Here is a 14127-nt window from a genome sequence, read left to right on the forward strand (position 1 = left end):
AGTTATAAAGATGAACAATTATCAGAAAATAATTTAGACTTTAATCTTATGTTTTTATGTTAATTCTATAAAAGCTCAAGTTAATTCATCAAAGCATTTAGATTCTTTAGATTTAAAATTTAATGAAGCGGTATTATTAAATCCTAATAATGATAATAGGTTAACAATGAAACTTGCTCAAAACCGCTGGACTCCAGGTAAGAATGAAATTACATTACTAAGAGAAATTCTTATACAGCCTTCTAAGGACGGGAAACTAGATTTTATAGATAAACCGCATAAAATTAATTTATTTGAACAGTATTTTTTCCAATACATACCTTATATCAATAACAAAAATGAAAAAGTAGTTTTAGTGAATTCATTTTGTTACAATCGTGAATCTTACGAGAAAGAAAAAGAATCAGGAAGAGCATATATAAGCTATGCTCATGGTATAGTAAGAATTACGCATGCTGGTCGATGCCTCTGGCAACTGTTAATCAATATAGAAAATAAAAATTACGGATCACTAAACATAGGAGACACATATTAAACTAAATACCACCATTCCATACTTTAACTAGATATTATATAGTTGGTTATAGGATAATAAACATTTGAAAACTATCTTTCTAGAATAATTAACACGAGCATTGATCACTTAAAATAAAAAGCATGTCAGTTTCCATACAAGATCCCTTATTACCATTCTTACCTTTATTATATATCGCCTGGGCTGATGGTGTTCTAGAAGAGACAGAAATAAATTTTATCAATAAAAAGATTTATGAGAACAAAACCATAAAAAGAGAAACCAAAGATATGGTTTGTAAATGGTTGAATCCTCAAAATGCGCCATCTGCTAGAGTACTGGCTTATTGGAAAAACTACATAAAACAAAATGCAGATCTTTTGAATCCATCTGAGAAGTCTGATTTATTTTCTATTGGTGCGCAACTGGCAAAGAAGGAAGATACAGAGTACTGGGTAAATGATGAAACTAAAGAATCGCTGCATTTAATAGAAGATTATCTAGGGATAGTAAGTCGTGAGGCATTGCGATCTGTTTATGAAAACGATCCTGTAACTTCTACCTCCTTACCTACAGAAAAATTATCTGAAAAGGCATATTCTAAACCTTTAAAAGCTCTTTTACAACATGGTTATCCAGACATTAAATCTAGAGTACAAAGTATTCTTGACCCTCATAAAGAAGCTATAGAAAGTTATGACGACGATTTAAAAACGCGAAAAGAGAAAGTACTAAAATGGTGTAAAGAACTGGCTAATGCAGGTTTAGGAAATCTAGCCTATCTACCAGCTTATGGTGGATCTGGTTCTATGCCTAAATACGCCGCTGTTTTTGAAGAGATTTCTAAGTATGATTTAAGTCTAACGATCAAGTTTGGGGTTCATTTCGGATTATTCGGTGGTAGTGTAGAATCCTTAGGTACAAAAATGCATCATGATAAGTATTTAAAAGATATAGGTACGATGGTATTACCAGGTTGTTTTGCCATGACTGAAATGCACCATGGTAGTAATGTAAAAGCACTACAGACCACAGCTACTTATCAACCAGATGATAACACCTTTATCATAAACACTCCATCACAATACGATAGAAAAACCTATATAGGTAACGCTGGTATGCATGCTCAAATGGCAACCGTGTTTGCTCAACTTATAGTGAATGAAGAAGAGCATGGTATTCACGCATTTTTAGTGCCTATAAGAGATAGTAAAGGAAATACCTTAAACCATATAACAATAGGTGATAATGGTCATAAAATGGGTTTAAACGGTGTAGATAACGGTACATTACATTTTAACGCTGTAAAAATCCCTAAAGAAAATTTACTCAACAAATTTGGAGATGTGGACGAAGAAGGTAAATATACCAGCCCTATAAGCAGTTCTTCAAAACGTTTCTTCACCATGCTAGGAACTCTGGTAGGTGGTAGACTTTGTGTACCTATCGCGGGACAATCTGCTGCAAAAAAGGCGCTAAATATGGCGGTATATTTTGCACTAGAACGTAAACAATTCGGTCCACCTGGGAAAGCAGAACAATCCATAATGGATTATCCCACACATCAAAAAAAATTGATGCCGTTAATTGCAAATGTTTATGCTTATGATTTTGCTCATGATTTCTTATTAAATGATTATTCAAATAATAAAGAAGCAAATAGCCAGCAGGTAGAAGCACTTGCTGCTGGATTAAAAGCACTGAGCACATGGAACACTACTCAAACTATACAGATATGTAGAGAGTCCTGTGGAGGAAAAGGGTATTTAAGTGAAATGTATTTTGATTTACTTAAAGCAGATACAGACATATTCACCACATTTGAAGGAGATAATACCGTACTGTTACAACTCACAGCTAAGAGTCGATTGACCTATTTTAAAAAGCAATTTGGTAAAATGGACTGGTGGGATACTCTCAAGTATATATCTAGTATTGCTTCTACTAATTTAAGTGAGTTGAATCCACTGGTGACCAGAGACACGTCCCAAGACCATTTATTAAGTAATGATTTCCAGATCGATGCATTTTCTTATCGAGAAGAGTACTCTTTACGAACACTTGCTATGCGATTAAATAAAAAAATTAAAAATGGAATGGATAGTTATGACGCTTTTCTAGATGTTCAAGTACATTTAATAGATATGGCGAGCGCCTATATAGATCGTGTGGTTCTAGAACGATTTATTATTACTATTAATGAACAAAAGGATAATAGTGTTAAAGAAGTACTGACCTCACTTAAAAACTTATATGCGTTACACTTAATAGAAAAAAATAAAGGCTGGTACTTAGAGCATGATTACATATCTGGATCAAAGTCATTGGCTATAAATAAGCTTGTTATAAAACTCTGTAATGATTTAAAAGAAGAAAGTAAACAGTTAGTTGATGCTTTTGATATACCTAAACACATGACACAAACAGCTTTGAAGTTTTATTAAAATCTAAAAATCTATCTTTAAACATGAACAGCTGTTTAAAGATAGATTCACAATACTTATTTTAAAATAAGTACGATATTTGAGATCTTAAAAAGTTTTATGTACTCATGTATTGCTTTTAAAAAGTTACACCGTCTTACAGGTCAAGTTTTATAGAGTATTTCTTTTAAGAAATTACATTTTCTACCGTAGATAAATAAATCGTCAGATATAATACCATTAACGAGTCGTCATCTTCTGGAAAAACCTTAGTCTCTACAAAGTATCGATAAATTTATTCCCTGTATATGCAGTGGTATCATCTAGATAACCTAACGTATATACTAGCTCTTTAGCAATCTTTTTTATTATTGGAGACAACTGCCTTACTACTGTTAGGACACTATCGTTATCACAATTAAAAATGATTGATACATCGTCGACAGGCTAGTATAAAGTTAATTATGCCACAAAATTAAATTCTAATCACCCTACATTTAAGGTTATATATTTAAAAGCAATTTCAGAGTCAACTCTATAAAATGAAAGAGGTTATTTCTCATACTTTATCAAATTAACTTACTTAGAACATATTTAAAATAAATCACAATGTATTTATTCTTGAAATTATTTTAATCTTAAAGTTAACTGAATTTGCGATAAAACAAAGCTGGTGTGCTTTTTCATGCAAACTTATTGCTAGAGATTTTTGATCACTGTTTTTGATAGTAACTACAGGATTTAACTGGACTACCGTAAAGCCACCACTGGCATCTGGACGCAATTCTAACATACCAGTCGCAGTATCCTTATAATCCATAATCTCTATTCCTTCCTGCTGGCATACATAGAAGTAAGACATCATATGACAGGAAGAAAGTGCACTAAGTAATAAATCTTCTGGATTGCGTTTATCTGGCTCTCCTTTAAATTCTCTAGCGGCACTGACGTTTATACTTTCCTTTCCATCAATTGTAGAAGTGTGAGTTTTAGAATTAACAAATTGATTTTTTTGCCATTGAGTATGGACTTCAAAATGAAATTCTTTTTTCATCTATTTTTAAATTATCGTTGTAGATATTCCGTATCTCGCTTTCGCGAAAGCGTACAACCATAAAAAAATTAAACCTAGAATAAGCCCCATAAACGCGCCCATAAGCACATCTCCTAAATAGTGAACCCCTAGATAAACACGACTATAGGCTACTAATACGGCCCAGACTATCATAACCATACCTATCGTTTTATGTTTTCTCCTTAATAGAAACCACAAGAATGTGGCTAGCGCAACGGCGCTGCTGGCATGACCGCTATAAAACCCATAAGTACCGCCACTCTTACCTACTTTAGAAATAAGTCCTTCTAGTGCTGGCTCTCTAAAAGGACGCAATCTTTCCATGCTGTCTTTAAAGAAACTAGCTAGTTGATCGCTACAGGTTATGAGTAGCGCTATTGCTATTAATGCAATAACTAGATTACGTGTACCGAGTTTCTTATATAGAATATATAAAACAAAGAGATATAAAGGAATCGCATACAGTTTATGAGTGATAACGTTGAAGAATAAATCTACAGCATCATTACCCCAGTCGTTAAGAAAAAGCGTCGCGTCCCAGTCTAATTGTTTGATATCTACCATTTACTTATCGTAAAGTTCCATTTGCTCATCATAGAATCTGCTTGCTTCTTCGATAAGGTTTTTAGTTTCTTCTTCTAGCTCCTCAGCATCTTCTTTAGTCACCTCTTCTAGAAACTCTACCTCATCATCTTTAAGGTTGATAATAAATCTTGGGTAATCTAGGTGAATGACGAAAATATCTTCAGGATAATGAACGTTATCGCCCATAAGAAATCTAGGAAGTTCCATTAGTTGTTTTTATTAGGTAAAAATATAGTTTTAGGATCGATTAATCTCTTTTAAAACCAGCTTTACCATATTTAATGGTGCAATCTAATAAATTCTGAATATAGAATTCACTATATAGAATTGAAAAAACTAAATTTGTTCCATGCGAAAGAAACTAAGAGCTGATAATTTACAGAAATCCTATAAAGGTCGTCCGGTAGTTAAGGGCGTGTCTTATGAAGTGAATCAAGGAGAAATAGTAGGATTACTAGGACCTAATGGTGCTGGTAAAACCACTTCTTTTTACATGACCGTAGGACTGGTAAAACCTACTGATGGTGACGTGTGGCTGGACGATAAAAAAATCACACAATATCCTATGTACAAACGTGCACAAAATGGTATAGGTTATCTAGCACAAGAGGCTTCTATCTTTAGAAAATTAACTGTAGAAGAAAATATACTAGGTGTACTGCAACTGACTAACCTTTCTAAGAAAGAGCAAAAGGAACGTTGTGAGAAACTTCTAGAAGAATTCAGTTTGCAAGACCGTCGCAATAGAAATGGTGATTTATTGAGTGGTGGTGAGCGACGTCGTACAGAAATAGCTCGCGCGCTAGCAACAGATCCTACTTTTATATTACTAGATGAGCCGTTTGCAGGTGTAGACCCAGTGGCAGTAGAAGACATACAGAGAATAGTTGCACAACTAACTAAAAAAAATATAGGTATTCTTATTACGGACCATAATGTACAAGAAACACTCGCTATTACCGACCGCACGTACTTAATGTTTGAAGGTAAGATCTTAAAACACGGTTCTCCAGAAGAACTGACTGAAGATGAAGTGGTACGTAGAGTTTATTTAGGACAGAATTTTGAGTTGAGAAAGAAGAAGATTTTTGAGTAGAATTTATATCTAATCAAAAGTTTAAAGAAATTGATTTCTCTTATACATTTCGGAAATTCTAATGCGTTGATCAATTTTCAAATCATAAAAATCTGGATATTCATAGTCTGAAATTTCCTTTCCTATTTTTTGAGTGTTTATCAGTTCCTTTTTCTTAGTTTCAAAAATTACTCCCCATTTTTCATATTCCTCATTATCATGGAGTATCAAAGAATTAATAGCATTAAGAGAAACAATAGAGATATCATTATTGATTGTTTTACAAATTTCTTTATAAACCAAATCATTATCCTTTGCAAATTTTGATAATTCAATAACCGATTGTACTCTTATATTAAAGTCTTTAGATTTTAAGCCTAGAAATAAAAAAACAATATCACCATTCTTCGATGCGTTTTCAATAACTGAACTCGTAATTTTCAAAATACCTTTCTTGTATAAATATTTGATAGGTTTAATCATGCTTTACGAGATTTCAAGACTTCATATTTTACTTAACTATATTTTGAAAGCTTTTCTACTCATCACATTATTCACCACACTCATCAAGATATAAATTACAATAATGCAAGGCACTGCATAAATTTGAAGTGTTGCTATTAGTGTAATACACAAAGCGATAAAGATCCAGCGTATTTCATTTCCTTTCCAGCCGAAGCTTTTAAATTTTAAAGCAAATAGAGGCAATTCTGCATTAAGAATATAAACACTAAAAATAGTGATAGTGGTTAATACATAAGGATTAGTCAGCGCCTCTGTCACCCAGCCAGCATTATAATCTTGTGCGATAATACCTAATGAAATAATGAAAATCGCATTTGCCGGTGTCGGTACTCCTATAAAAGAATCTGTCTGTCTGGTGTCTATATTGAATTTTGCCAGTCGGTAACAACTTCCTAAAGTAATTAAGAAACCTATTACTGGCACAAATGGGTGTGCATACCACTGCTCTGGCGCAGCTGTTTCAAAACTTGTTATCGTATTTATCAGGTTATATCCTACAGCATCGCTCAACATTTGATACATGACTATTCCTGGTACAAGACCACTAGTAACCATGTCTGCAAGAGAATCCAGTTGTTTACCTAGCTCGCTAGAAACGTGGAGCAATCTCGCGGCAAGACCATCAAAAAAGTCAAAAAATATTCCAGCTGCTACAAATATCCCAGCTAGAATAAGCTGGTCATTAAATGCATAAATAGCTCCTAGACATCCACAAAGTAGATTTAATAATGTAATAATATTAGGTACCCAATTCTTCATGATACAAATATGCAGTATTTTACTGATGTGTTTTGCCTACTTTTGAGGCAATATGTACATAATATCATAGTTATTAACTCAGAAACCTAGATATTTGCGATTTATTAAAATTTGTACTTGAAAAATTATTACTTTTTACTGTTTGCTTTATGTTCTGCATGTGCTCATGCGCAGACCTCTAGAGCCTATTCTAACGAATTTTTAAATATAGGAGTAGATGCCGCAGCCTTAGGAATGAGTAATGCTGTAGTAGCTAGTACAGATAATGTAAACTCTGTTTACTGGAATCCTGCTGGATTAATAAAAATGGAAGAGCAAGAACTGTCCTTAATGCACTCTAGCTATTTTGCAAACATTGCTCAATTTAATTACGGCGCATATGCGATGCCTATAGATAATCAAAGTGCATTCGGCTTTTCTGTGGTACGATTTTCTGTAGATGACATTTTAAACACCACACAACTTATAGACGATCAAGGAAATATAAACTACGACCGCATTTCTACCTTTTCTACAGCAGACTGGGCTTTTACATTCTCCTATGCTAGAGAATTAAAATTAGATGGCTTTTCTTATGGCGCAAATGCTAAGGTTATACGCCGTGTCATAGGAGAATTTGCAAGCTCTTGGGGTTTTGGATTTGATGTAGGATTACAGTTTAAACGTGGTGACTGGCAGGTAGGTATTATGGCACGCGATATAACTACTACCTATAACACATGGGCTATCGATGAAGAGAAGTTTTCCGAAATAAGTGATGCCGTAGAAAATCAAAATCAAGAATTACCAGAAACTACCGAGATTACATTACCTAAATTACAACTAGGACTCGCGAGAACGTTTACATTTCACTACGACCATGTTCTTACTGCCGAGGTTGATTTAAACATGCGTTTCATACAGACTAACGACATATTCTCTAGCAGTGCCGTAAGTGCTACTCCAGCGCTAGGCCTAGAATATGGATTTACAGACTTAGTTTTTGTACGCGCCGGAGTAGGAAATTTTCAAAACATACAACAACTAGACGGCAACGATAGTGTTACCCTACAACCCAATATAGGTATAGGTTTTAAATACAAAGGAATCGCAGTAGATTATGCACTTACCGATATAGGAGATTCTAGCGAGGCGCTGTATTCTAATGTCTTTTCAGTAAATATCGACCTATCTGTTTTCAGTAAATAAAAGATTAACTTCTTATTCGATTTTTAGTTGACTGCAAAGACCTTAACTTAGCAACAGATAAATTTATACATGAAAATTACCAGCATATTACTAGCCATTTTATCAGGAATTCTATTATGGCTAGGATGGCCTACCTATGGATTTGCAGGATTATTATTTATCGCATTGGTCCCATTACTTATTTCAGAACGTAAATTGCGTTTAAGCGACAGTAAAAACATCGCTGGAAAAGTATTTCTCCATTCCTATCTCACTTTTTTTATCTGGAATATCGCCACTACATACTGGTTATATTTCTCCACGCCATTTGGTATGTGGTTTGCTGTTTTAGTAAATACAGCGTTAATGAGTCTGGTTTTCTTAGGTTATCATTACCTAGCTAGAAAAGCAACACAAGGCGCAGCACTTACCTTTCTCGCCTGTTTATGGATCAGTTTTGAGAGATTGCATTTAGACTGGGATTTTTCATGGCCTTGGCTCAATTTAGGAAACGGTTTTAGTGAGACCACCTCATGGATTCAGTGGTATGAATATACGGGCACCTTCGGCGGTTCTTTATGGATATGGCTGGTTAATATATTTATTTTTGTTGCTGTGTTACGCTTTCGCGAAAGCGGACTTACCACAAGGCGAAAATTCATTATCAAACGCTCTCTAGTACTTACAGCTATAATAGCAATTCCTGTACTTATATCACAAGCCCTCATCATAGAGAGCATACCTTTTCAAAAAGATGGTGGTACTAACGTGGTGATCGTACAACCTAATATTGATCCATATGAGGAGAAATATTACCTGAATAACGATAGTATTATAAAAACTATTATGAGTCTGGCAAAACCAGAAATGGACCAGTTTACCGACCTAATTATTACACCAGAAACTGTACTAGCAGATGACGTACGATTGAATAATCTCACTCAACTTAAATTTAATCCAACTGTTCTCTCTATAAGACAAGAGTTATATGATTATCCTAATGTTAATTATCTAGGTGGTGTTGCTATAGATGAGGTATTTACAGATAAGCGCAGAGCGACTGGTCGTACTAATTTATTTAGAGATGGGAGAACGTTTTACAATAGTTACAATAGCGCTATGTTTCTATCTGCTGGTGGGCCATTAGGATTATATAATAAATCAAAACTAGTCGTAGGTGTTGAAAATTTTCCTTACAAGGGAATACTGCAACCCATTTTAGGGGACGTTATGCTAGATTTAGGCGGCACCGTTTCTACAAAGACTATACAAGAAGATAGAACTGTTTTTAAAACTATAGATGCTACCGTGGTTGCTCCTGTAATATGCTATGAGTCTGTTTATGGAGAGTATGTAACTGAATTTGTGAAAAATGGTGCTCAGGTTCTAGCTATTATAACTAACGATGCCTGGTGGAATGAGACTCAAGGCCATAAACAACATTTAAGTCTGGCTAGATTGCGAGCTATCGAGAATAGAAGATGGATAGCGCGCAGTGCTAATACTGGAATAAGTGCTATTATAGATGATCGTGGCGTTATTAAAAAATCACTGGGATATGAAAAGCAAGGTGTTTTAAAAGGAACATTACTTCCTAAAACAGAACTTACATTTTACACTATTCATGGAGATTATATTGCTAGAATAGCAACTGTCATGGGACTATTTGTACTTCTATTCAGTATTTTTAGAAGAGGAAAAATGCAGAGAAAATAGTAGGAATCGTTAATAAGTAAATTATTACCTATCTAGTTAAAATCTATTGTCCTTTAAAGAAAATAATGGTACTCAGGGTTTTTACTACTATTCTTATATCTAAAAACACACTGCGTTTTTTAATATAATAAAGGTCGTACTGTAGTTTTCTTAAATGATCTTCGTCCGTAACGCCATACTTGGTTTTTACTTGTGCCCAACCTGTAAGACCTGGTTTTATCACGTGACGAGTTTCATAAAATGGAATTTTTTCTGACAGTTGTTCTACAAAAACCTCTCTCTCTGGTCTAGGACCTATTACACTCATTTCTCCTTTAAATATATTTAAAAACTGTGGAAATTCATCTATACGCGTTGCTCTTAAAAACTTACCGAATTTTGTAATACGTGCGTCATTAACTACGGCAAACTGTGCTCCAGATTTTTCTGCATCGGTAACCATTGATCTAAATTTTATAATCTTGAATAGCTTTCTATTCATACCTACACGTTCTTGTGTATAAAATAGAGGGCCTTTATTACCTATTAAATTACCCAAGAATACTACTGGTATTAAAAGTAAAGTCACTATAATACCTAATACAGAAGCTAACAAATCAAATAAACGATGGTATACTAGGTACAATCTATTTTGATTATTACGTGCAAATGGAAAGTATCTATAAAAATCCTTACCTACATATTGTACTGGTACTCTATCTGTCATTTCTTCATATACCTGTGTATATTCTCTTACAGAATAACCATTTTCTACTAATTCAATAAGCCATTTATAAAGATGAGAAGTTATTCCATTCACCTCATTACTAGCTACTACTATCTCTGTAACCGACTGGTCATGCAATAATTCATGTGCATTTTTTATACTTATAGCTTTTACACCTACTATATGACCTTGTTCTATGTTAGAACCTGTATTAATAAAACCGCTTATTTTATAATTAGGATCTACGTCTTGCAAGTTTTGGGCTACCATAGCCGCATCACTAGAGTCTGCAATAATGATTATATTTTTATTAAATCTAGAACTAGCAAAAAGCTTTATATAAAGTGTTCTCCATAAAAGCAATGGAACGGTAACCGCTAGATAAAAGTATAAAATCTGTATTCTATTTTCAGGTAACACTGGTGTAAAGAATGGTGTCAGTAAATATACTAACGACGTTACAGATCCTGTACTTATAGCACCTCTCAACGTATCGGTAATACGACTGGCTCTTTGAAGATTATACATTTCAAAAACTGTGGCAAAAAATAATAAATAACCTGAGAGAATCACAGACCACAACCACTGTCGCTCATTGATTAAGAAATAATCAAATTGAAATATAATTCCTAATAAATACAACGCAATTAAAACTACTGTAACATCTATGATACGCAACAGTATTTTACGTTCAGACATTTCAAAATGAATAGGTTTTGACACTTTGGTTAAGTTTTATATATGTAAATATACATTTTTATACCTTGAGCAATGTATTCCAGTCTTTACTTACTTCACTCCAAGAAAATTGCTGAGTATACTTTCTAGCCGTTAGAATGATATTATTGCACTCTAATGATTTATCTATCAATTCATTAACAGATTCTACCATCGCATGAACATCATTATCAGGAATTAACTTACCATTAATATCATTATCGATTAAACAGGAAATACCTCCTACATTAGTGGATATGATAGGTAAACCTAATGCCATAGCCTCTATTAAGCTTACTGGTAAGTTATCAAAATGCGTAGTATTGATAAATATGTTGTGTGATTTACTTAATTCTACCCATTGTTTTTTAGATAGCAATCCTGTAAAAGTTACATCTAAGTTCATATTTTTTGCTATTGTTCTACATGTCGCTAGAGTACCGTCTTTATCTGGACCTACCATAGTTAGACTAGCCGCAGGATATTTTTCTTTAAGTTCTTTTAGAACAAATACTGCCATTTGCGGATTATAAATTTGAGCAAATGAACGTACCCAAAGTAACTTAGGTTCCTTAATAATTCTGTCTGTAAAAGGATAATTTTCTAACTCAATAAAGTTATTTATCTTAATAATATTTTGAAATCCCACTTTATTAAAAGCTAGTTTTAAAAACTCACTAGGACTGACGACCTGGTAGGCATTATCTAGAAAAAATTTAATTGCTTTAGGGTTTTTCTCTAGCCTACTAGGTAAATTACCACCATGTAATATAGGAATATATTTAAGATTTAAAGATTTACAAATACGCGATATGGTAATCGCATACCAAAAATTCTTAGTACTATAGGTATCAATCAACACTACGTCTGCCCATTTTCTATTTAAATAAGTCATGCGCATCATATGCAGCATGCGCTTACTTATGTTTTTAATAGAAGAAGCATATCTAACGTTATATCCTTCTTTTTCTAACAGTGGTCCTAATGTATCTATAGTTGTAGCTGTTGCACCATGTCCAGCTAGTTTATTACCTATGTAAAGAATATTATTCATTAGGAAACAGCAATAATGGGTGTTTCTAACTCCGTTTTTTGTTTTTTCTTAGTCTTTGGTTTATATACATAAAGTAAAGATAATCCATAGAAAAAAGCAGGTGCTGCAACACGCATTGCACTATGATTAATAGTTGCTATCCAGAAAATTAAAAAAGCATAAAAATAGATATTTCCTTTATATGAAAGCCGGAATATAAGTGGTGTAAATATCAAAACCAATAAAGACAGGATACCAATACTGCCATGTTCAGAAAGCAATCTACTGGTCTCGTTATGAGAAGCAGCGAGAATACCATCTTTCTTTGCCCTGTAATATTTTACCTGCCCTGCCCCTATTCCTGCAATAGGGTTTTCTAAAAAAGCTTCTATTTCTACCGATATTAATTTTGCTCTACCAGTAGATAAATCAGACTTCACCCTTCCGGCTGCATCTTTATTTGCATAGCGTTTATCTATAAGTCCACTAGTAGCAAGAGAAGTATAACCCCATGCAAATAATAATCCTAACACGATAACAATTAATTTTGGTAAAAATGAAAATTTAAATTCAGATCGTTTAAGAAAAAATAAAGTTCCTATTACAGCTATAATCATTAAAAAAGCTGTGATAACTCCACCACGTGAAAAGGTCACCCAGCCTCTATACGTCATTCCTAAAAACAGAATAATATCTATAACATTAAACAACAAATTTTTAATACGTAAAAAACGAACAAAGCAAATAAACATACCTATACCTAGAGCTGTAGCTACCTGATTAGGCCCATAGCCACCAGAAGCTGCAAAATTAGATGCGGTATCTGTAATAACATCCCTTATGTTAGGAGTAACCACAAAAAGATAAAACATGAGCATGACTATAGGGCCTACACTCAGCTTTAAAATCTCATCTAATCGATCTGTGCTTATCCTGCGTTGAAAACAATAAATAGCTACTATACCTAGAGTCACAGGTCCACTTAAATTAAATGCTACCGCTTTTCTTAGGGACTCTGAGATAGGTATATTTTGCGAGGCAACTATTATACTGGGAACCAACAGTAGCAAGTAAAACACAAAAGGAATGGATTTAAGAGAAAAACCTCTTAGTAAAATACCAGCGAGCATAAATAGAATAACTATATATTTAATCATCTCATAAAAAAAGAGCGCATTATTCATACGCAAGAAAACTTCTAAGCACGATAAATAACAACATGCTAGTATAACCTCCATGTTTTTATCAACACTAATAAGTAATCTTAAGATAAAATATATAATGGCTCCATAAAAAAACACCTTAACTAAAAATGGAAAGGCAATCATAAAGATCGTGATCAGAATATGGCCTGCTATTAGAATCGGATACGGCAGTTTCTCAAACTTGATCATTAAAAAAGGTAGGAATTAAGTGTTATAACAAGAGCAAATTTAATGTAATAAAAATAAGGCTTATTAATTCTTTTAAATTTAGATTATAACTGTGCTTTGATTTTCAGCAACTCGGCCTTTACATGTTCAAGTTTACTTATTATTTCAAAGGTCTGAAGCTCATTTTTATGATTTTTCATATAATCTTGAGCACCATCTAGAGTAAAACCTTTTTCTTTTACTAGGTGATATATAGTTTTAAGGTTTTCTATATCTGTTTTAGAAAACTTGCGGTTACCTCTGGAATTTTTTTTAGGTTTTAAAACATCAAATTCTTTTTCCCAAAAACGCACCAAAGATGCATTTACTTGAAATGCTTTGGTAACCTCTCCCATGGAGTAATATAATTTTTCAGGAAGTTCTATATGCATGAATTGCTTATAACGTGTTTAAATCTAC

14 protein-coding genes are annotated in these 14127 nt (G+C 33.5%); 5 read left to right on the top strand and 9 right to left on the bottom strand.

The window, feature by feature from the left end; genetic code table 11:
* The first annotated feature begins 166 nt into the window (after nt 1-166).
* Entirely contained in the window at nt 167-535 is a 369-nt protein-coding gene (locus Q0838_RS09300; protein ID WP_298953939.1) for a hypothetical protein, read from the top strand.
* Between the two features lie 122 nt (nt 536-657).
* Entirely contained in the window at nt 658-2958 is a 2301-nt protein-coding gene (locus tag Q0838_RS09305) for an acyl-CoA dehydrogenase (RefSeq protein ID WP_298953942.1), read from the top strand.
* Between the two features lie 583 nt (nt 2959-3541).
* Here Q0838_RS09305 and Q0838_RS09310 read toward each other — a convergent pair.
* From Q0838_RS09310 to Q0838_RS09320, 3 genes are read right to left on the bottom strand one after another with little or no spacing between them, the layout of a single operon-like run.
* A complete protein-coding gene (locus tag Q0838_RS09310; RefSeq protein ID WP_298953943.1) occupies nt 3542-3991 on the bottom strand; it encodes an OsmC family protein in 450 nt (149 codons plus the stop codon).
* 6 nt (nt 3992-3997) lie between these two features.
* Nucleotides 3998-4576 (bottom strand): phosphatase PAP2 family protein, encoded by a 579-nt coding sequence (locus tag Q0838_RS09315; RefSeq protein WP_298953944.1) that lies wholly within the window; start codon nt 4574-4576, stop codon nt 3998-4000.
* Nucleotides 4577-4804, bottom strand: a complete 228-nt coding sequence (locus tag Q0838_RS09320) for a hypothetical protein (protein ID WP_298953945.1) — start codon at nt 4802-4804, stop codon at nt 4577-4579.
* Between the two features lie 142 nt (nt 4805-4946).
* On the opposite strand from Q0838_RS09320, the gene lptB reads away from it, so the two are divergent.
* On the top strand, nt 4947-5693 hold the full coding sequence (gene lptB / locus Q0838_RS09325; protein WP_298953948.1) for an LPS export ABC transporter ATP-binding protein: 747 nt from the start codon (nt 4947-4949) through the stop codon (nt 5691-5693).
* A 21-nt stretch (nt 5694-5714) separates the two neighbouring features.
* On the opposite strand, the gene Q0838_RS09330 is transcribed toward lptB, so the two are convergent.
* Nucleotides 5715-6155 (bottom strand): hypothetical protein, encoded by a 441-nt coding sequence (locus Q0838_RS09330; protein ID WP_298953951.1) that lies wholly within the window; start codon nt 6153-6155, stop codon nt 5715-5717.
* Between the two features lie 36 nt (nt 6156-6191).
* A complete protein-coding gene (locus tag Q0838_RS09335) occupies nt 6192-6956 on the bottom strand; it encodes a CDP-alcohol phosphatidyltransferase family protein (RefSeq protein ID WP_298953955.1) in 765 nt (254 codons plus the stop codon).
* A gap of 117 nt (nt 6957-7073) precedes the next feature.
* Between Q0838_RS09335 and Q0838_RS09340 the strand changes: the two genes are divergently transcribed.
* Together Q0838_RS09340 and lnt are read left to right on the top strand one after the other, a co-directional pair.
* Nucleotides 7074-8144: a PorV/PorQ family protein gene (locus tag Q0838_RS09340; protein ID WP_298953958.1), complete on the top strand. Its 1071-nt coding sequence runs from the start codon at nt 7074-7076 to the stop codon at nt 8142-8144.
* A gap of 69 nt (nt 8145-8213) precedes the next feature.
* The gene (gene lnt, locus Q0838_RS09345; RefSeq protein WP_298953961.1) at nt 8214-9839 is read left to right on the top strand and encodes an apolipoprotein N-acyltransferase; all 1626 of its coding nucleotides are present in this window, start codon (nt 8214-8216) and stop codon (nt 9837-9839) included.
* A gap of 43 nt (nt 9840-9882) precedes the next feature.
* Here lnt and Q0838_RS09350 read toward each other — a convergent pair whose 3' ends face one another.
* The 4 genes from Q0838_RS09350 to Q0838_RS09365 all read right to left on the bottom strand — a co-directional run bounded on the left by Q0838_RS09350 (nt 9883) and on the right by Q0838_RS09365 (nt 14099).
* A complete protein-coding gene (locus Q0838_RS09350) occupies nt 9883-11268 on the bottom strand; it encodes a sugar transferase (RefSeq protein ID WP_298953965.1) in 1386 nt (461 codons plus the stop codon).
* A 34-nt stretch (nt 11269-11302) separates the two neighbouring features.
* Complete coding sequence (locus tag Q0838_RS09355; protein ID WP_298953967.1) at nt 11303-12316, bottom strand: glycosyltransferase family 4 protein; 1014 nt, start codon at nt 12314-12316, stop codon at nt 11303-11305.
* Nucleotides 12316-13533: an O-antigen ligase gene (locus tag Q0838_RS09360; RefSeq protein WP_298953969.1), complete on the bottom strand. Its 1218-nt coding sequence runs from the start codon at nt 13531-13533 to the stop codon at nt 12316-12318. The genes Q0838_RS09355 and Q0838_RS09360 overlap by 1 nt, the downstream gene beginning before the upstream one ends.
* Before the next feature lie 239 nt (nt 13534-13772).
* On the bottom strand, nt 13773-14099 hold the full coding sequence (locus Q0838_RS09365) for a MerR family transcriptional regulator (protein ID WP_298953972.1): 327 nt from the start codon (nt 14097-14099) through the stop codon (nt 13773-13775).
* Nucleotides 14100-14127: the final 28 nt, after the last annotated feature.

Source organism: uncultured Nonlabens sp. (assembly GCF_947495285.1).
Lineage (GTDB): Bacteria > Bacteroidota > Bacteroidia > Flavobacteriales > Flavobacteriaceae > Nonlabens.

Coding starts and splice junctions, on each gene's coding strand:
- Q0838_RS09300 (WP_298953939.1), top strand. CDS start 167: ATGAAACTTGCTCAAAACCGCTGGACTCCAGGTAAGAATGAAATTACA.
- Q0838_RS09360 (WP_298953969.1), bottom strand. CDS start 13,533: ATGGAGGTTATACTAGCATGTTGTTATTTATCGTGCTTAGAAGTTTTC.
- Q0838_RS09365 (WP_298953972.1), bottom strand. CDS start 14,099: ATGCATATAGAACTTCCTGAAAAATTATATTACTCCATGGGAGAGGTT.
- Q0838_RS09335 (WP_298953955.1), bottom strand. CDS start 6,956: ATGAAGAATTGGGTACCTAATATTATTACATTATTAAATCTACTTTGT.
- lptB (WP_298953948.1), top strand. CDS start 4,947: ATGCGAAAGAAACTAAGAGCTGATAATTTACAGAAATCCTATAAAGGT.
- Q0838_RS09310 (WP_298953943.1), bottom strand. CDS start 3,991: ATGAAAAAAGAATTTCATTTTGAAGTCCATACTCAATGGCAAAAAAAT.
- lnt (WP_298953961.1), top strand. CDS start 8,214: ATGAAAATTACCAGCATATTACTAGCCATTTTATCAGGAATTCTATTA.
- Q0838_RS09330 (WP_298953951.1), bottom strand. CDS start 6,155: ATGATTAAACCTATCAAATATTTATACAAGAAAGGTATTTTGAAAATT.
- Q0838_RS09305 (WP_298953942.1), top strand. CDS start 658: ATGTCAGTTTCCATACAAGATCCCTTATTACCATTCTTACCTTTATTA.
- Q0838_RS09320 (WP_298953945.1), bottom strand. CDS start 4,804: ATGGAACTTCCTAGATTTCTTATGGGCGATAACGTTCATTATCCTGAA.
- Q0838_RS09355 (WP_298953967.1), bottom strand. CDS start 12,316: ATGAATAATATTCTTTACATAGGTAATAAACTAGCTGGACATGGTGCA.
- Q0838_RS09315 (WP_298953944.1), bottom strand. CDS start 4,576: ATGGTAGATATCAAACAATTAGACTGGGACGCGACGCTTTTTCTTAAC.